The sequence below is a fragment of the Nonomuraea maritima genome (assembly GCF_900100395.1).
GTDB lineage: Bacteria > Actinomycetota > Actinomycetes > Streptosporangiales > Streptosporangiaceae > Nonomuraea > Nonomuraea maritima.
On sequence record NZ_FNFB01000001.1, the window covers coordinates 80,080 to 97,907 of the forward strand.

A 17,828-nucleotide genomic window follows, 5' to 3' on the forward strand; every position below is an offset into this window, starting at 1 on the left:
CCTGATTCGTCGGTTGCCCTTGACCATGGCGGCTCCGGACAATGCCCCCTATGGATTTCCTGCTCACCGTCGTCGGATGGGCCGGCGCGGCCCTGCTCCTCACCGGCTACGCCCTCGTCTCGTCCTCCCGCATGTCCGGCGACGGGGTCGCGTACCAGCTCATCAATTTCACCGGGTCGGTCAGCCTGATGGTCAACAGCGCCTACAGCTCCGCCTGGCCGTCGGTCGGGCTCAACCTGGTGTGGGCCGTCATCGGCATCGTGGCCCTGGCCAAGCTGGCCCGTCTGCGCACGCGGGGAGCCGCCACGTGATCATCGAACTGAGCCACCGCGTCACCGAGGGCATGACCACCTACCCCGGCATCCCAGGCCCCGTCATGGGCGTGCACCTGAGCAGGGAGGACTCACGCGACCTGTACGCCCCTGGCACGGAGTTCCACATCGGCGTCGTCACGCTGGCCGCCAACACCGGCACGTACGTGGACACGCCGTACCACCGCTACCCCGACGGCGCCGACCTGTCGCGGGTGCCGCTGGAGAAGCTGGCCGACCTGCCCGGCCTCGTCGTACGGGCTCGCGGCGGCGGGCGCGCGGTGGTGCTGGACCGGTCGCTCGACGTGCGGGGACGCGCCGTGCTGATCGACACCGGGTGGGACCGCCACTTCGGCACGGACGCCTACGCCGACGGCCACCCCTACCTCGCCCCCGAGTCGGCCGCCTGGCTCGCCGAGCAGGGTGCCGCGCTGGTGGGGATCGACTCGCTCAACGTCGACGACACCCCGCCGCGCGGCGAGCGGCCCGCGCACACGATCCTGCTGGGCGCGGGCATCCCCGTCGTGGAGCACCTGACCGGGCTGGAGGCGCTGCCCGGCGACGGGTTCCGGTTCCACGCGGCGCCCCCGATGATCGCCGGCATGGGGTCGTTCACCGTCAGGGCGTACGCCGTCGTACCCGGTTAGCTAGTCGTCGTCGTCGAGGTCGGCCTCGTCCCAGGCCTTGTTGCGGTCGGCGGCGCGCTGGAGCGCCCCGGCCGCCTCCTGTTCCGAGGCGTAGGGACCCAACCGGTCCTTGTTGGGGCAGCCCTTGTCGGGCTCCACCCGCATGTGCTTGAGACAGAACCACCACTGGCCATCGCTCACGCGGTCAATTCTGCCCCGTAGACTCATGTTTCATGACGACACTGCTCCAGCCAGGGCGAGTTTCGCCCATGCGGAAGGTCCCCGCCCACATCGAGCGGCCGGAGTACGTCGGCAAGAAGCGCCCCCGCACCGGCGAGTCCGACGTGAAGACCCCCGAGATCATCGAGCGCATGCGCGTGGCCGGCAGGATCGCCGCCCAGGCCCTCGACGAGGTCGAGAAGCACATCCGGCCGGGCGTCACCACCGACGAACTCGACAGGGTCGGCCACGAGTTCCTTCTCGACCACGGCGCCTACCCCAGCACGCTGGGCTACCGGGGCTACCCCAAGTCGCTGTGCACGTCGATCAACGAGGTCATCTGCCACGGCATCCCCGACGACACCGTGCTGCGCGACGGCGACATCGTCAACGTCGACATCACGGCCTACATCGGCGGCGTCCACGGCGACACCGACGCGACCTACCTCGTGGGCGAGGTCGACGAGGAGTCGCGGCTGCTGGTCGAGCGCACGCGTGAGGCGACGATGCGGGCCATCAGGGCCGTCGCCCCCGGCCGCCAGCTCAACGTCGTGGGCCGGGTCATCGAGGCGTACGCCAAGCGCTTCGGCTACGGCGTCGTCCGCGACTTCACCGGCCACGGCATCGGCACGACGTTCCACTCGGGCCTCATGGTGCCCCACTACGACGACCCGTCGCTGCAGGTCGAGCTGGTGCCCGGCATGACGTTCACCATCGAGCCCATGCTGACCCTGGGCACGATCGACTACGAGATCTGGCCCGACAAGTGGACCGCGGTCACGAAGGACCGCAAGCGCACCGCTCAGTTCGAGCACACCATCGTGGTCACCGAGACGGGCAGCGAGATCCTCACCCTCCCCTGACCGACGGCGTCCCACGCAGCTCGACGAACGCGCCCGGGTGCCGCGAGCGCTGGGCAGGCCGTCACCTCTGGCGGGGCACCACCCCGGTCACCGTCGTGCCCTGCCCGAGCACGCTGTTGACCGAGAGGGTGCCGCCGGCCTCGGCGAACGCGGCCCGCATCCGGGCGATGCCGGAGCCCTGCCCCGGCTCGAGGAAGCCGATGCCGTCGTCGCTGACGGTCATGCGCAGGCCCTGCCCGCCGACGGTGACGGCGATGGAGACGGTCTTCGCCCGGCTGTGCCGTTCGACGTTCGACAGGGTCTCGCGGAGCGCGGTCATCACGCCGCCGCGGACCCGGGACGGCACGTCAGCGGCGGGCAGCGCCCACGTCTCGACCGCGATGCCCGTACGGTGCGACCACTCGGCGAGGCAGCTCTCCAGCTCCTCGGCCAGGCTCTGCCCCCCGCGCATGCGTGTCTCTTCCGCCATTGGCATTCGCCTTCCTCGGCACCCCGAGCCCTGGCCGGCCCCACTCCGGCGCTCCCGATGCGGCGGTGCGTGTCTCCCCCAAGGCCGCGCACCTACCTGACAGGGATATGCCCGTGTCCCCTAAGGGCAAAGGCTACCTGCCGGGTCCAGGGACTTGTAGTGCGAAGCCACAAGCCCATGGCCGTACGGCTACTCGCCCCTGTCAGCCCGGTTCAGCCGGGCGAGGTAGTCGTTGTAGGAGTCGAGTTCGGGGTCTCCCGCGCCGCTGCGGTCGGCCTGGCGGTCGGCCCGCCGCGCCTGCCGGTCGTCGTCGCGGTACCACTGCGCGGCGATCGCGAGCAGCACGATCAGCGTCGGGATCTCGCCGAACCCCCACGCGATGGCGCCGCCGTCACTCTGGGTCTGCAGCAGCGTGTCGCCCCAGGTACGGCCGATCTGCTCGTACCAGCCCTGGGCGATGACCCCGCCCATCATCATCAGCGCGATGCCGAAGAACGCGTGGAACGGCATGGTGACGAAGAGCATGAGCAGCCGCCCCACGTACGGCAGGCGGCTCGGCCCCGGGTCGACGCCGACGATCACCCAGAAGAACAGGGATCCGCTGAGCAGGAAGTGCAGCGTCATCGCGATGTGGCCGAGGTGCTCGTTCATGGCCGACTCGAACAGCGGCGTGAAGTAGAGCGCGTACGTGGAGGCCACGAAGATGGCCGTCGCGACCCCCGGATGCGAGATGACCTTGGTGAACCTGCTGTGCAGGATCGTCACGACCCACTCGCGCGGCCCCCGGTCGCCTCTCTTGGCGGCCGGCTTGAGCGCCCGCAGCGCCAGCGTGACAGGACCGCCCAGGACGAGGAAGATCGGGACGATCATCGCCAGCGTCATGTGCTCGATCATGTGCATGTCGAACATGACCTTGGAGTAGCGCGCCAGCCCGCTCTGGGTGGCGAACACCAGCACGGCCACGCCCACGAACCAGGACACGGTGCGCCCGACCGGCCAGCGGTCGCCACGCCGCCACAGCCTGACCACGCCGAGCAGGTAGAGCACGCCCAGCAGGCCCGCCACCACGGCGAAGAACAGGTCGAACCACCACAGCGTGAACACGTTGCCGAGCGTCAGCGGCGGCGGGACGGGGAAGCCGAGCAGCTCGAAGGCCCGGTCGGCGGGCACGCTGAAGTCGGGCGGCGGCGTGCGCGACAGCGCCACGGCCACGCCGACGGTGGCGGCCATGAGCAGCAGCTCGCCGCCCGCCAGCCGGGCGAACGCCCGCGGCCTGCTCGCCTCGAGGTCGGGCAGGGTGCGCTGCCGGTGCCAGTAGCCGGCGTAGCCCAGCAGCACGAACAGCACGATCTTGACCACGGCGAGCACGCCGTACTCGGAGGTCCACAGGTCGGACACCGCGCCGAGGCGGGCCACCAGGCTGAACACGCCGGACAGGCCCACCGCGACGTAGCACCACAGCGCCATCCGGGAGAAACGGGCCGCGGCCACCTGGAGGTGCGGCTGCCGGCGTACGGCGTGGACGGCCAGCACGGCGAGCCCGCCCACCCACAGGGCGAGCCCGAGCAGGTGGAGGGCCACCGAGGAGGTGGCGAGGTCGTGGTTGGGCGAGGAGGAGGTGTGGCCGGTGAGCGGCGCGGGGAGCAGCGTCGCCATCGCGAACACCAGCAGCCCCGCCGCGGCCCCCGCGGTGATCGCGCCGCGCGAGAACAGCGCGATGGCCACCCCGAACAGCACGACGAGCGTCAGCGCGACGCCCTGCGTGGTCTGGGTGGCGTAGCTGGTCAGCATCGTGCGTTCGAGGATCTGCGGCACAGTGCGGCCGAAGCTGTCGGCGACGCTGAAGACGATCGCCAGGAACGCCGCTCCGGCCCAGGCCAGCGCGGACCACGAGGCGGCCCTGACGTAGGTGAGGGCGCTCTTGCCGAGCACGCCCTTGTCGTTGGGCAGCAGCAGGGCCGCCATGAGCAGCACGCCGACGGTGACCAGGCCGGCGGCGTCCATGAGGAGCTTGGACAGCGGCAGGCCCCACCTGACGACCACGCCCGCGTCGGGCAGGCCGGGGATGATCCGCGGGAACGCGCGGCCACCCGCGATCATGCCGATCGCCAGCGCGACGATCGCGGCCACCGCGCCGGCGACCCCGAGACGCACGGCGCGGCTCGCGGCGCCACTTCCTGTTGCGGTCTCGCTCTCAGCGGCACTCTCGGTGCGGCTCACGGCGCCTTCTTCCTGGAGCTCAGCAGGAACCCGATGCCGATGCCGACGAGCGCGCCGATGACGACGATCAGCCACACGGGGAAGGTGACGGGGTCGGCCGGCGTCTCCTCGGCCGCGAGCGCGGCATCCGGCGCGGACGGCGCGGCGCTCGCCGCCGAGCCGGCGCTCACGTCCCCGCTCGCCTCGGTGCTCGGCGAGGCGGCCGTCGCGGGTTCTGCGCTCGCGGTCGCGGCCGCGCTCGGCGACGGCGTCGGGGCGCCCTTCACCTCGAACGGGATCTCGCCCTCGATCGGGTGCCCGTCGGACGACACGACGCGGTAGGCGATCGTGTAGCGCCCGTCGGGCAGCGGCCCGTCGACGGCCTGCGTCACCACGGCGCCGTCGACCTCGGGCTCACCGGCCTTGTGCTCGACGTCGCCGGGGCCCCGCACGTTGACGAACGGCACGCGGACCTTGCTGCTGAACTCGAGCCTGACCTCGTCGATGGACTCGACCGTGGCGTTCCTGGCCGGCGAACTGCTCTTGAGACGGTCGTGCGCATGCGCGGGAGCGGCCGTGCCGAACACCAGCAAAGCGGCGAGAATCGCGGTGAGTGCCGCGAACGGGGAAGTCTTCATGGCACCCCCAAGGCTACCGACGCCACCGTCCGCTCCTCACCCCGCTACAGCCCGGCGCAGGCGAGCGCCCGCTGGTAGGCGTCGACGGCGCCGTCGTTGTCGCCGAGCTCCTCCAGCGTCTCGGCCGTGGCGTACCAGGTGGCGGCCGAACGGCGCGAGTCGGGCATCGGGGCGAGCCAGTCGCGGACGGCGGCCACATGGGAGGCGGCCTCCTCGGAGCGGCCGACGGCGCCGTAGACGCGGCCGAGGACGAGGTGGGCCTCGGCGCCCAGCACGTGGCCGAACTCGGGCACCAGCGCCATGCCGGCCTGGGCGTGCTCGGCCGCTTCGGCGTAGTCGCCCGTCATGTACTCGGCGCAGGCCAGCTCGACCCGGACGCGGGCGCGGTCGACCTGGGCGACCGAGGTCTGGTCGAGCTCCTCCAGCGAGGCGCGCAGCGCGTCGCGCACCGACTCCGCCTCCTGCGGACGGGCCCTGAGGCGCCGCTGGTGGAGCGAGACGCGGGCGCGGGCGATGTTGCGCGGCTCGCCGGTCTCTGCCTGCACCGCCATCGCCCGCTCGGCGAACGACAGCGCCTCCTGGTAGTGGCCGGTGGAGTGGGCGACGCCGGTGGCGTTCCAGTTGGCGGCCACGACGGCGCGCGGGGTGCCGAGCGCGTCGGCCGCGTTGAGCAGCTCGGCCGCGAACTGGCGGGCGCGCAGCAGGTCGCCGCGCAGGATGTAGGCCGACAGCAGGGTGGCGCCCAGCTCCACCAGGCGGTCGGTCCAGGGCAGGCGGACCCCGGCGCCGAGCGTCTGCTCGCCGATCTCGACCGCCTCGGTCAGCCGCTCGCTGTCGCGGTAGACGCGGCAGAGCACCATGGACACCTCGACCCGGCGGTCGGGCGACAATTCTTCTTCTCTCAGGCGCAGCAGAATGGAGATCGCCTGGTCAAGATCACCGCACGACTCATGGGCCAGTGCCAGGCCGAATTCCGTGTCTTGACGAAGCGTGGTCAATCCTGTCAGGTTGTTGTCCGCCAGCAACTCGGCAAAGCGGGTGCGGGCCTCATGAACCTCTCCGTTCTCGAGGGCCATGCGCGCGTAGCCGAGGGCGAGTTCGATGTCCTGCATCTGCTCGGCGGTCACCCCGTTGATCAGATAGGACAACGAGCAGTCGAGCTTTTGCGCCAGAAGTTCAAGAACGGCGGCCGTCGGGGTACGCTTGCCACTCTCGATCAACGAGACGTAACTGTCCGACAACTCGGGGTGTGCGAGCTGTGCCTGAGATAGGCCCCGTTGCCGCCGAACCGTCTTGATGCGGAGTCCGACCTGGTCAGATGTGGTCACAGTCGTCGCTCCCTGAGAAGATGTTGTCCGAGCAACCCACGAGGCGAGGGAGAACCCCCATGCGCATGCGTTTTGCCCTGTCCGCTCTGATCGCCGCCTTTGCTGTCGCGGTGACCGTCGGAGGCAATGCTACGGCGGCGAACGCCGCATCGGCACCGCAGATCTACAACACTCTGGACGAGATGTACTGCTGCTGAGGCATTTCCGGCAAGAGGGGGCCATGTCCAACTTTCTGACGGCGAACCGCACGTTGCCGTCAGACCTCTGACCTGAGACGAGCGACCGGCGCCGCATCGCCGCCGCTCGTCGCTCCCTCTTCGCCGGTCTCCCTCCCCCACTCCGGGGGGCGTCGTCCCTCACCCGGACGGCCCCATGGCTCGCAGAGCCAGGAAGAAATCCACCCGGTCGGCCATCGTGGACATGTCCCGGCCGGTCAGCTCCTCGATCCTGCGGACGCGGTAACGCACGGTGTTGACGTGCACGTGCAGCCGTTCGGCGCAGGCGTGCCACGAGCCGGCGCAGTCGAGGAAGACGCCCAGCGTGCGCACCAGGCCCGACTGGTGCCGGCGGTCGTAGTCGATCAGCGGCGACAGCAGCCGGGCCGCGAACGAGCTCCGTACGTCGCCCGGCACCGCCGCCAGCAGCAGCACGTACGTGTAGATCTCGTCGCTCGTCACCACGCCGCCCGACCGCGCCTCGGCCAGCCGCCGCGCGTGGCCCGCCTCCTCGACCCCGCCCCTGAGCGCGTCCGCGCCGGTCAGCGCCCCGCTCAGCCCCACGCACAGGTGGGTGTCGGGCAGCGCCGCCAGCACCCGCGCGCCCGCGCGCAGGTGCGCGGCCAGCTCGGCGGCGGTGCGCCCGCGCAGCGGCACGACGGCCACCGCGCCGTCGGCGCCGGCCGCCGAGACGACCTCGCGTCCCAGCAGTTCCTCGACCACCTGGCCGCCGAGCGTGGCGGGGCCGGGCCCCCTGGTCGCGCCCGGCCGCCGGGCCGCGGCGCTGACGACCGCGTACGGCTCCGCCGCGTCGATCCCGCACGTGCGCAGCCGGGCGTTCAGCTCGGCGGCACCGGCCTCGGCGAGCGCGGCCGAGACGAGCTGCTCGGTCAGGCGGCGCTCGACCCGGCGGCCCTCGTCCGTACGGCCGCGCGCGAGGACCACGCAGGCGGCCAGCTCGAAGCCGACGTCGGCGCGGTCCGTCAGGTCGCCGTCGCACACGAGGGCCCAGCCCGCGGCGCGGTGGCCGCGACCGACCGCGAAGATCGTGTGGTCGCCGACGCGGGCGGGCAGCCGCGGGGCCGTCAGGTACGCCTTCGCCAGCCGTACCGGATCGTCGGCCGCGCCCACGATCAGCTCGCCCGCGCTGGACAGCACCGCGCCCGTGACCCCCAGCTCGGAGGCGGTGAGCCGGAACAGCTCGGCGAGCCCGGCGCCCTCGGCCAGGGCGGTGACCAGCGTACGGTGGCGGGCGAGGGCGGCGCGCACGTCGCCCGCGAGGCGTGGCGCCACCCGTTCTGCGAGCGTGCGGAACGACACCTCCGTCGGCACCTCGATCAGCGGCAGCCCGGCGGCCCTGCAGGCGGACACCAGGTCGTCGGGCACGTGGCCGAGCCAGGCCTGGCCGGCACCGAGCGCCGCGACCCCCGCCGCGGCCAGCGCGGCCACGAAACGCGGTGAGTCGTCGGCGTCGTGCCGCCACAGCAGGCCGGTCAGCACCAGCTCGCCGCCGCCGAGATAGCGCCCCGGCTCGGGCAGGTCGGTGATGTGGACGCCGGTGAACTCGCGGTCGGGATCTCCGGTGAGCAGCGTGAGCCGCAGGCCGTCGATGGCGAGCAGGTCGGAGAGCCGCACTTGGAGGAATATACAAGCCGGGCCGGTCAACCGCTGACCTGGATTTCACGCCGGGCGCATAGGTCGGGCCGCGGCCGCGGTGCTCTACTCGGAGGATGACGGAGACGGTGCCGCCTCCGGCGGCGACAGGAACAGCGGCGGACCAGGGCGTCGGCGCCAGCGCCCGGCGGCCCGACGCCACGCTGAAGGTCACCGGCGAGTTCGCCTACGCCTCGGACCTGTGGCTCGACGGCATGGTGTGGGGCGTGACGCTGCGCAGCCCGCACCCGTCGGCGTGGATCCGCTCGATCGACGTGGGCCCGGCGCTGGCGATGCCCGGGGTGCTCGCCGTCCTGACGCACGAGGACGTGCCGGGCGACAAGCGCTACGGCCTCGACGTCAGGGACCAGCCGGTGCTCGCCGCCGGCGAGGTCCGCTACCAGGGCGAGCCGGTGGCGGTCGTGGCGGCCGACCATCCGGAGACGGCCAGGCGCGCGGCCGCCGCCGTCGTGGTCGGCTACGAGCCGCGCGAGGCGGTCACCGACCCCCGCCTGTCCCTGGACGTCGTCAGGCACCAGCCGATCCGCCGGGGCGACACGTTCGAGGCCGAGGTCGTCGTCACGGGCGAGTACGAGGTCGGCATGCAGGACCAGGCGCCCCTCGGCACCGAGTCGGGCCTCGCCGTGCCGGCCGAGGACGGCGGTGTCGACCTGTACGTCGCCACCCAGTGGCTGCACGTCGACCGCGACCAGATCGCCCCCTGCCTGGGCCTGCCGCCCGAGAAGATCCGTCTGACGCTGGCGGGCGTGGGCGGCGCGTTCGGCGCCCGCGAGGACCTGTCGATGCAGATCCACGCCTGCATGCTGGCCCTGCGCCTGAACCGCCCGGTCAAGATGGTCTACGGCCGCGAGGAGTCGTTCTTCGGCCACGTGCACCGGCATCCGGCCCGCATGCGTTACGAGCACGGCGCCACGCGCGACGGCCGGATCGTCTACGTCAAGGCGGAGCTGCTGCTGGACGGAGGCGCGTACTGCTCCACCAGCCCGGCCGTGGTCGGCAACGCCGCCTCGCTCGGCGTGGGCCCTTACGAGGTGCCGAACGTGCGTCTCGACGCCACGGGCGTCTACACCAACAACCCACCGTGCGGGGCGATGCGCGGCTTCGGCGCGGTGCAGGCGTGCTACGCGTACGAGTCGCAGATGGACCGCCTGGCCGAGGCGTGCGATCTGTCACCGGTCGAGATCCGGCTGCGCAACGCCGTCACGCAGGGCTCGCGCCTGTCGACCGGGCAGGTGATCGACTCCCCTGCGCCGCTCGCCGAGATGCTGCGGCAGCTCGACGCCATGCCGCTGCCGCAGCCGCCCCCCGCCGCCGCGGCGCCTGACCTGCGGCTGCTGCCGGGCGGCGTCTCCCAGACCACCCGGGGCGAGTCCGTACGCCGGGGCGTCGGCTACGGCGTGGGCATCAAGAACATCTGCTTCTCCGAGGGCTTCGACGACTACTCGACGGCCAGGGTGCGTGCCGAACTCGTCGGCGGTGAGCCGCGCGTCACCGTGCACACCGCGGCGGCCGAGGTGGGTCAGGGGCTCGTGACCGTGCAGGCCCAGATCGCCCGTACCGAGCTGGGCATCGAGGACGTCGTCGTGGCGGCGGCCGACACCTCGGTCGGCTCGGCGGGCTCCTCGTCGGCCTCGCGGCAGTCGTACGTGACGGGCGGGGCGGTCAAGGCGGCTTGCGAGGCGGTGCGCGACCGGTTCAAGGGGCTGTCGCCGCGCGAGGCGCTCGCCGCGTTCGGGCCGATCGAGGAGACGCGCGAGTACCGGCACCGGCCGACGTACCCGCTGGACCCGCGCTCCGGGCAGGGCGACTCGCACACCCAGCTCGCGCTGTGCGTGCACCGGGCCGTCGTGGACGTGGACGTGGAGCTCGGCCTGGTGAAGGTGGTCGAGCTGGCGGCCGTGCAGGACGTGGGGCGGATACTCAACCCGCAGGCGCTGGAGGGCCAGATCCACGGCGGCAGCGCGCAGGGGCTCGGGCTGGCGCTGATGGAGGAGATCCAGGTCCGCGACGGCCGGGTGCTGAACCCGTCGTTCACCGACTACCTCATCCCCACCATCCTCGACATGCCGCCCATGCAGCTCAAGATCCTGGAGTTTCCTGACCCGTCGGCGCCGTACGGGCTGCGCGGCGCGGGCGAGCCGCCGACGCTGTCGGCCACCCCCGCCATCGCCGCCGCGGTGCGCGCGGCGACAGGGCTACGGTTGACGCGCGTTCCGATCAGGCCGGAAGATATCGCCTTGTCCGATGACGGCTCTCCAGAGGGGGCACCCGATGTCCAGCGCGCATGAAGCGGCCGAGGCGGAGTTCAAGCGCTTCGACGCCGACGGAGACGGCCTGCTGACCGCCGACGAGATCAGGGCGGCCAACGACGCGCTGGGCGGACAGGGCGCGGCGGAGAGCGAGATCGAGGCGTTCATCGCGGCGGCCGACAGCGACGGCGACGGCATGATCGAGCTGGCCGAGTTCGTCGCGCTCGTCGGCCACGGGCGTCACGAGAAGGCGTGATCTCGGCCCCCACCCGGCGGGAGCCGGCGCCCCGCCGTTAGGCTCTTCAGCGAGCCAGGCACTGGGGTGGCGCTCGCGGCTGCCTTCTGACCCCACCGGCCACACCCCCACTGTTCCACGAGGGGGGTTTGAGTCGGTGCTCGACAGGTTCTTCGAGCTGACCGCGCGCGGCACCACTGTCGGCCGCGAGGTGCGCGGCGGCGTGACCACGTTCATGGCGATGGCGTACATCGTCCTGCTCAACCCGCTCATCCTCGCGGGCGCCACGGACGTCACCGGCGCGCGGCTGTCGATCGCCCAGCTGACCACGTCCACGGCGCTGGCCGCGGCCGTCTCGACAGTGCTCATGGCCGTCGTCGGCAACGCTCCGTTCGGGCTGGCCGCCGGGCTCGGCCTCAACGCCGTCGTGGCCTACCAGGCCGCGCCGTTCATGACCTGGGCCGAGGCCATGGGGCTGGTGGTGCTGGAAGGCATCGTGATCATCGTGCTGGCGGTCACCGGGCTGCGCACGCTCATCATGAACGCCATCCCGCTGGCGCTCAAACACGCGATCAGCGTGGGCATCGGGCTGTTCATCGCGCTGATCGGGCTCGTGGACGCGGGCTTCGTCAGCCGCGGCAGCGGCACGCCCGTCCAGCTCGGCGCGACCGGCCACCTCACGGGCTGGCCGGTCGCGATGTTCTGCTTCGGCCTGCTCCTCATGATCGCCCTGTACGTCCGCCGGACGCCGGGCGCGATCCTCATCAGCATCGTGGTCACCGCCGCCCTGTGCGTGCTGGTGAACGCGGTGGCCAAGGTCCCGGCCGGCTCGTGGGGGGTGGTGACGCCCCGCGTGCCGGAAAGGCTCGTCGCCGCGCCCGACTTCGGGCTGCTGGGCGCGTTCGACCTGTTCGGCGGCTTCGCGCGGGCGGGGGTGCTCACCGCCACCGTGGTGCTGTTCACGCTGGTGCTGTCGGGCCTGTTCGACGCGATGGGCACGATCATCGGGGTCAGTGACGAGGCCGGTCTCGTGGACCGGCAGGGACAGGTGCCCCGGCTGGGCCGGATCCTCACCGTGGACGGCGTCGCCGGCGTGATCGGCGGCGTGTCCAGCTCATCGGCCAACACGATCTTCGTCGAGTCGGCCACCGGCGTGGGCGAGGGCGCCCGCACCGGGCTCGCGAGCGTCGTGACCGGCGCGTTGCTGGCGCTGACGCTGCTGTTCACCCCGCTGGCGGAGGTCGTGCCCGCCGCCGCGGCGGCCCCCGCGCTGGTGCTCGTGGGGGCGCTCATGATGACGCAGAGCAGGAACGTCCCCTGGCACGACCTCGACGTCGCGGTGCCGGCGTTCGTGACGATCGCGCTGATGCCGTTCACGTACTCGATCACCAACGGCGTGGGGGCGGGCGTGATCGTCTACACGCTCGTCAAAGCGGCCAGGGGGCGGTACTCGGAGGTCCCGTGGTTGCTGTGGCTGGTCTCGCTGCTGTTCCTCTGCTACTTCGGCATCGAGGTGCTGGAGGGGGTGTTCGGCTAGCGGATGTCGGCGCTGTTGCAGGCCACGCCGTTGTTGTCGAGGTCGGGGTACCACGCGTACTCGACGTGGACGCCCTTGGTGTAGGGGCCGTCGCCGGCGGCCACGGCCTCCTTGCAGGAGGGGTAGCGCCTGTCGGGGACGCGGCCGGAGCCGGTCGCCCCTGTCCCCCCGGCGGTCGTCCCACCGGTCCCGATTCCGGTGCCGGTATTGGAGCCGGTCCCCGTATTGGTGCCCGTTCCCGGGTTGGTACCGGTTCCGTGGTTGGTGCCCGTTCCGGGGTTGGTACCGGTCCCCGTATTGGTGCCGGTTCCCCCGTTGGTGCCGGTTCCCCCGTTGGTGCCGGTTCCTCCGTTCGTACCGGTTCCCGGGTTGGTGCCCGTTCCCGTATTGGCACCGGTTCCCGGGTTGGTGCCCGTTCCGGAGTTGGTGCCGGTCCCCGTGTTGGCGCCTGTGTCGGGGGTGCTGGTGGAGGGGGTGCTGGTGTCGCCGAGGAGGCGGGCGGCGAGGGCGGTGGCCTCGTCCTCGGTGAAGCCCGCGACGCTCAGGCTGTCGCCGTCCATCCCCTGGGTGACGACGGGCGCGACGAGGACGGTCTTCGGCTGCGCGGGGTCCTCGGGGGCGAGCACGACCGCGACCTGGCGCTGCTCGGGCGCGAGCTCGTCGATGAGCTCCACGAGGCGCTCCTTGAACCCGGGCGCGATCGCGATGCGCACGGAGTAGGTGCCGTCCTTCTCCCGTACGGATTCGACCCGCTGCACCGCGGCGACCGTGACGCCGTCCTCCAGGAGGTAGCAGGTGCGCTGCTCCTCGTCGAGGACGGCGGGCTCACCGGGGCAGGGCGCGGGCTTGGTGTCACGCACCGGCGCGAAGTGGATGGGCACCGCCAGCCGCTGCGGCGGCGTGCCGCCGAACAGCGGCGCGTCGGGGTTCCTCGTCATGAGCACCGCGACCGTGCCCGCCACACCGGCCACGATCACGACGAGGACGAGCGAGACGATCAGCACGATGGTGGTGAGTCTGCTGGCCTTCGGCTCTCCCGGGTCCGCGGTCGTCCGCGGCTCTTCGGGCATGTCCATCGATGACGATCCCATCTCGACGTTCGGGCTGCCGGTGAGCCTATCGAGGAGTGGTCATCCCGGGGTAATCAACCGGGCATTCCTCTCGCTTCACCAGAAAACTGGGGATTGCGCAGGAAGGATCTCATGCCTGCTGGGAACTGGTGACGTCATGAAGGTCGGTGTGCCACGAGAGGTCAAGAACAGCGAGTACCGCGTTGCGCTGACGCCCGCGAGCGTCCACGAACTGGTACGCCACGGCCACCGCGTCCTCGTCGAGCGCGACGCGGGCACCGGCTCCGCCATCCCCGACGAGTTCTTCACCGCCGCGGGCGCCGTCGTGGTGCCCGACGCCGACGAGCTCTGGGGCACGTCCGACCTGGTGATGAAGGTCAAGGAGCCGATGCCGGAGGAGTACCACCGGCTGCGCCCTGGGCTGGTGCTGTTCACCTACCTGCACCTGGCCGCGTCCGCGAGCTGCACGCGGGCGCTGCTCGAGTCCGGCTGCACCGCGGTCGCCTACGAGACCGTGCAGACCGCCGACGGCGCACTGCCGCTGCTCGCGCCCATGTCGGAGGTGGCCGGACGGCTCGCGCCGCAGGTGGGCGCGTACCACCTGATGAGCTCGGGCGGCGGCAGGGGTGTGCTCGTGGGCGGGGTGTCCGGCGTGCGCGCGGCCGAGGTCGTGGTGATCGGCGCCGGGGTCTCCGGCATGAACGCCGCCGCCATCGCCCTCGGCATGCAGGCCGAGGTGCTGCTGCTCGACAGGAACATCGACAAGCTGCGCCAGGCCGACCTGATCTACCAGGGCCACTGCCAGACGGTGGCGTCCAACACGCTGGAGATCGAGCGCGCGGTGCTCGACGCCGACCTGGTCATCGGCGCGGTGCTGGTGCCGGGCGCGCGGGCGCCGAAGCTGATCAGCAACGACCTGGTCAGCCGGATGAAGCCGGGTTCGGTGCTGGTCGACATCTCGATCGACCAGGGCGGCTGCTTCGAGGACTCACGGCCCACGACGCACGAGGAGCCGACGTTCCGGGTGCACGACTCGGTCTTCTACTGCGTGGCCAACATGCCAGGGGCCGTGCCGCACACCTCGACGTACGCCCTGACGAACGTGACGCTGCCGTACGCGCTGGCCATGGCCGAGCTGGGGTGGCGGGAGGCGATGCGCGCGGACCCGGCGCTGGCGCTCGGGCTCAACACCCACCGCGGCCGGGTGGTCAGCCCGCCGGTCGCCGCGGCGCACGGCCTGGAGTGGACGCCTCTGGAGGACGTGCTGCGCTGAACAGGAAAGGGGCCCGGCGACGCGCGCCGGACCCCCTGCCACTGCTACTTCTGGGTGGGCGAAGGAGCGAGAGTCTCCATCGGGACCGGCTGGTCGCCCGTGGGCTCGGGCGGCAGCGGCGCCTCGTCGGCGGTGGTCCTGATCGCGTCGGGGCCGCCGCAGACGGCGCCCGGCTCAGGCGTGTCGGCGCCGTTCTGGTAGCGCTTGATGAACGCCGCCAGCTTCGGGTCTCCCGGGTCGGTCAGGCGCAGCTGGTGGCCCCACGACGACACCATGACGGGCGACGGCAGGTTGGGGAACGGGCTCATCAGCATGTACCCGCTGTCGCCGGTGGACCCGGCGACCTCCTTCAACTGGTCGACCTGGGCCTTGGGCAGGTCGGGCCGGTAGGTGATCCACACCGCGCCGTGCTCCAGCGAGTGGACGGCGTGCTCGTTGTGAATCGGCTTCTCATAGATGTCGCACTGCTGCCAGTAGTTGTTGTGCTCGCCACCCATCGGCGGCGTCTCCTTGTAGGAGACGGTGTTCCAGACGTGCTGGCCGGCGTCGTACTTCACGCTGACCACGGCGTCGAGGTTGGTCTCTTCGGCCTGCTTGACCAGGTAGAAGCCGACCAGACCGACGAGCAGCACGACGACGAACCCTCCGGAACCCCACATGAGCAGCGCGGCTCGGCGTTCCTTGCGCTTCTGTTCGGCCCGCATCTTCTGCAGGGTCTCGCGCCTCGCCTGCGCCTTCTCCTTCGTCATCGTCCCTCCATCGGCGTACCAATTCCGGGTCACCCTATGCCCTCATGGCCTATGTGGAGAATAAGAGCCGCTTAAGTGGGGTAGTCCGAGCTGTCCGCCGGATGGGTACCCTGGTGGGGCCATGGAAAAAGCTGTGCGGAATCCCGTCCTGGTCGCCTGCGGCGTGCTGGTGCTCGCCGTGGCCGCTGCCCTGCTGTTCGGCAGGGGCGGCACGCCCGACGACGCCTCACCGGAGGCGGGGTTCGCGCGCGACATGGCGGCTCACCACGCCCAGGCGGTCGACATGTCCTTCATCATCAGGGACAAGGACCCCACCCCTGAGATCAGGAATCTCGCGTACGACATCATCACCACCCAGTCCAGCCAGCGCGGCATGTTCCTCGGCTGGCTGCAGTCGTGGGGGCTCAGCCAGGTGAGCGACCAGCGCCCGATGGACTGGATGAGGGTTCACGGGCACGGCGTCGGCGCGATGGCGATGGGCCCTGACGGCGCGATGCCCGGCATGGCCACGTCGCAGGAGATGACGAAGCTCAAGGAGGCGACGGGCAAGCAGGCCGAGGTTCTGTTCCTGCAGCTCATGATCCGTCACCACGAGGGTGGCGTCGAGATGGCGCAGAGCCTGCTCAAGTCGTCCACCCGTCCCGAGGTGGTCAGCATGGCCCAGAAGATCATCACCGGGCAGACCAGCGAGATCAAGCTCATGACCGAGCTGCTCCACCGGCGCGGGGCGCAGCCACTTCCGTCCATCCTGCCCCGGTAGTAGCCCGTGCGCGCCGACGCGGTCGTTGTGGGCTCGGGTCCGAACGGGCTGGTCGCGGCGCTCGCGCTGGCCCGCGCCGGGCGCAAGGTGCTGCTGCTGGAGGCCGCCGAGCGGTTCGGCGGCGCGCTGGCGTCGGCGGAGCTGACGCTGCCCGGCCGCGTGCACGACCTCGGCGCGACCGTCCTCGCGATGGCTCTCGCCTCCCCCGCCTTCCGCGAGCTGCGGCTGCCGGGCGTCGAGTTCGCCCATCCGCCGGTGGCCGCGGCCCATCCCCTTGACGACCGTCCCGCCGTGCTGGTGCACCGCGACCTGAGCCGTACCGCAGAGGGGCTCGGGGGTGACGCGGGCGCGTGGCTGGCGACCGTCGGCGCGGCGGCGCGGGTGGGGCTGCCGCTGATGGAGTTCCTGCTCAAGCCGCTCGGTCCGTGGCCGCTGTGGCCGCCGCCGCGGCCGGTCACGCTCGCGCGGGCCGCCCGGTTCGGGCTCGCCGCCGCGCTGCCCGCGACGACGCTCGCCCGCAGCGCGTTCCGCACCGTGGAGGGGCGCGCGGTGGTCGCGGGCATGGCCGCGCATTCGATGCTCGACCTGCGTTCCCCCATCTCGGCGGGGTACGGGCTGGTGCTCGCCGCGCTGGCCCACGTCGTCGGCTGGCCGCTGGTGCGGGGCGGCTCGCAGCGGCTGGCCGACGCGATGGTCGCCGAGCTCAGGTCGCTCGGCGGAGAGGCGGTGAGCGGCCACCGCGTACGCCGCCTCGAGGAACTCGACGCGCCCACGGTGGTGCTGGACGTGACGCCCAGGCAGTTCGCGGCGATGGCCGACCTGCCGCCCGCATACCGGCGCAGACTGCTGCGCTACCGCTACGGGCCCGGCGTCTTCAAGCTCGACTGGGCGCTCGACGGGCCGGTGCCGTGGCGCGATCCGGCCGTGGCCGGCGCGGGCACCGTGCACCTGGGCGGCACGCTGGAGGAGATCGCGCTCAGCGAGGCGGAGGCCGCGGCCGGGCGGCACTCCCCCCGGCCGTACGTGCTGGTCGTGCAGCCGTACGCGGCCGACCCGACGCGGGGCGGGCACACGCTGTGGGCCTACTGCCACGTCCCGAACGGCTCGCGCCTCGACATGACCGGCGTCATCGAGGCGCAGCTCGAACGGTACGCGCCGGGGTTCCGCGAGCGGGTGCTCGCCCGCCACGCGATGGGTCCGGCCGCGCTGGAAGCGGTCAACCCCAACCTGGTGGGCGGCGACATCGGCGGCGGGCTCGCGAGCCTCGGCCAGTTCGTCCGCCGCCCGGTCTGGTCTCCCGCGCCGTGGCGCACGCCGCTGCCCGGGGTGTTCCTGTGCTCGGCGTCCACGCCGCCCGGCGCGGGTGTGCACGGCATGGGCGGCTGGCAGGCCGCCCGTCTCGCCCTGCGCTGA

The 17,828-nt window shown here is 71.9% G+C and carries 18 protein-coding genes; 10 read left to right on the plus strand and 8 right to left on the minus strand.

Annotated features, from left to right (window positions below):
• Window positions 1-50 precede the first annotated feature (50 nt).
• Both BLR04_RS00420 and BLR04_RS00425 read left to right on the plus strand, forming a co-directional pair.
• Window positions 51-311, plus strand: coding sequence for a CBU_0592 family membrane protein (locus BLR04_RS00420; RefSeq protein WP_090758374.1), 261 nt, complete (start codon window positions 51-53; stop codon window positions 309-311).
• Window positions 308-958 (plus strand): cyclase family protein, encoded by a 651-nt coding sequence (locus tag BLR04_RS00425; RefSeq protein ID WP_090758376.1) that lies wholly within the window; start codon window positions 308-310, stop codon window positions 956-958. Before BLR04_RS00420 ends, BLR04_RS00425 begins: the two co-directional genes overlap by 4 nt.
• Here the strand turns inward: BLR04_RS00425 and BLR04_RS00430 are convergent, their stop codons facing one another.
• On the minus strand, window positions 959-1,165 hold the full coding sequence (locus BLR04_RS00430) for a hypothetical protein (protein ID WP_090758378.1): 207 nt from the start codon (window positions 1,163-1,165) through the stop codon (window positions 959-961).
• A gap of 5 nt (window positions 1,166-1,170) precedes the next feature.
• Between BLR04_RS00430 and map the strand changes: the two genes are divergently transcribed.
• Window positions 1,171-2,019 carry a type I methionyl aminopeptidase gene (gene map / locus BLR04_RS00435; RefSeq protein WP_090758379.1) on the plus strand — a complete coding sequence of 283 codons (849 nt, stop codon included), beginning with the start codon at window positions 1,171-1,173 and terminating at the stop codon, window positions 2,017-2,019.
• Window positions 2,020-2,080: 61 nt separating this feature from the next.
• Here map and BLR04_RS00440 read toward each other — a convergent pair whose 3' ends face one another.
• The 4 genes from BLR04_RS00440 to BLR04_RS00455 all read right to left on the minus strand — a co-directional run bounded on the left by BLR04_RS00440 (window position 2,081) and on the right by BLR04_RS00455 (window position 6,653).
• Window positions 2,081-2,470, minus strand: a complete 390-nt coding sequence (locus BLR04_RS00440) for a sensor histidine kinase (protein ID WP_143021909.1) — start codon at window positions 2,468-2,470, stop codon at window positions 2,081-2,083.
• A 207-nt stretch (window positions 2,471-2,677) separates the two neighbouring features.
• Window positions 2,678-4,708 (minus strand): bifunctional copper resistance protein CopD/cytochrome c oxidase assembly protein, encoded by a 2,031-nt coding sequence (locus BLR04_RS00445; RefSeq protein ID WP_090758384.1) that lies wholly within the window; start codon window positions 4,706-4,708, stop codon window positions 2,678-2,680.
• Window positions 4,705-5,325 carry a copper resistance CopC family protein gene (locus tag BLR04_RS00450; protein WP_090758386.1) on the minus strand — a complete coding sequence of 207 codons (621 nt, stop codon included), beginning with the start codon at window positions 5,323-5,325 and terminating at the stop codon, window positions 4,705-4,707. Before BLR04_RS00450 ends, BLR04_RS00445 begins: the two co-directional genes overlap by 4 nt.
• 44 nt (window positions 5,326-5,369) lie before the next feature.
• Complete coding sequence (locus tag BLR04_RS00455) at window positions 5,370-6,653, minus strand: helix-turn-helix domain-containing protein (RefSeq protein WP_090758387.1); 1,284 nt, start codon at window positions 6,651-6,653, stop codon at window positions 5,370-5,372.
• 59 nt (window positions 6,654-6,712) lie between these two features.
• On the opposite strand from BLR04_RS00455, the gene BLR04_RS40375 reads away from it, so the two are divergent.
• Window positions 6,713-6,850 (plus strand): hypothetical protein, encoded by a 138-nt coding sequence (locus tag BLR04_RS40375; RefSeq protein ID WP_176902867.1) that lies wholly within the window; start codon window positions 6,713-6,715, stop codon window positions 6,848-6,850.
• A 159-nt stretch (window positions 6,851-7,009) separates the two neighbouring features.
• Here the strand turns inward: BLR04_RS40375 and BLR04_RS00460 are convergent, their stop codons facing one another.
• Window positions 7,010-8,503 (minus strand): helix-turn-helix domain-containing protein, encoded by a 1,494-nt coding sequence (locus BLR04_RS00460; RefSeq protein WP_090758388.1) that lies wholly within the window; start codon window positions 8,501-8,503, stop codon window positions 7,010-7,012.
• 95 nt (window positions 8,504-8,598) lie between these two features.
• On the opposite strand from BLR04_RS00460, the gene BLR04_RS00465 reads away from it, so the two are divergent.
• The 3 genes from BLR04_RS00465 (at window position 8,599) to BLR04_RS00475 (ending at window position 12,563) form a co-directional block, all read left to right on the plus strand.
• Window positions 8,599-10,830 carry a molybdopterin cofactor-binding domain-containing protein gene (locus BLR04_RS00465; RefSeq protein ID WP_090758390.1) on the plus strand — a complete coding sequence of 744 codons (2,232 nt, stop codon included), beginning with the start codon at window positions 8,599-8,601 and terminating at the stop codon, window positions 10,828-10,830.
• Window positions 10,814-11,047 carry an EF-hand domain-containing protein gene (locus tag BLR04_RS00470; protein WP_090758392.1) on the plus strand — a complete coding sequence of 78 codons (234 nt, stop codon included), beginning with the start codon at window positions 10,814-10,816 and terminating at the stop codon, window positions 11,045-11,047. Before BLR04_RS00465 ends, BLR04_RS00470 begins: the two co-directional genes overlap by 17 nt.
• Window positions 11,048-11,183: 136 nt before the next feature.
• A complete protein-coding gene (locus BLR04_RS00475) occupies window positions 11,184-12,563 on the plus strand; it encodes an NCS2 family permease (protein WP_090758394.1) in 1,380 nt (459 codons plus the stop codon).
• On the opposite strand, the gene BLR04_RS39450 is transcribed toward BLR04_RS00475, so the two are convergent.
• Window positions 12,560-13,639: an excalibur calcium-binding domain-containing protein gene (locus BLR04_RS39450; protein WP_143021911.1), complete on the minus strand. Its 1,080-nt coding sequence runs from the start codon at window positions 13,637-13,639 to the stop codon at window positions 12,560-12,562. The two genes, BLR04_RS00475 and BLR04_RS39450, sit on opposite strands and share 4 nt — an antisense overlap.
• 151 nt (window positions 13,640-13,790) lie before the next feature.
• Between BLR04_RS39450 and ald the strand changes: the two genes are divergently transcribed.
• Complete coding sequence (gene ald / locus BLR04_RS00485; protein ID WP_090758396.1) at window positions 13,791-14,906, plus strand: alanine dehydrogenase; 1,116 nt, start codon at window positions 13,791-13,793, stop codon at window positions 14,904-14,906.
• A 44-nt stretch (window positions 14,907-14,950) separates the two neighbouring features.
• On the opposite strand, the gene BLR04_RS00490 is transcribed toward ald, so the two are convergent.
• Window positions 14,951-15,655: a thioredoxin-like domain-containing protein gene (locus tag BLR04_RS00490; protein WP_090758398.1), complete on the minus strand. Its 705-nt coding sequence runs from the start codon at window positions 15,653-15,655 to the stop codon at window positions 14,951-14,953.
• A 133-nt stretch (window positions 15,656-15,788) separates the two neighbouring features.
• Here BLR04_RS00490 and BLR04_RS00495 point away from each other — a divergent pair, with 133 nt between their 5' ends.
• Together BLR04_RS00495 and BLR04_RS00500 are read left to right on the plus strand one after the other, a co-directional pair.
• Window positions 15,789-16,415, plus strand: a complete 627-nt coding sequence (locus BLR04_RS00495; RefSeq protein ID WP_245739916.1) for a DUF305 domain-containing protein — start codon at window positions 15,789-15,791, stop codon at window positions 16,413-16,415.
• 6 nt (window positions 16,416-16,421) lie between these two features.
• On the plus strand, window positions 16,422-17,828 hold the full coding sequence (locus BLR04_RS00500) for a phytoene desaturase family protein (RefSeq protein ID WP_090758402.1): 1,407 nt from the start codon (window positions 16,422-16,424) through the stop codon (window positions 17,826-17,828).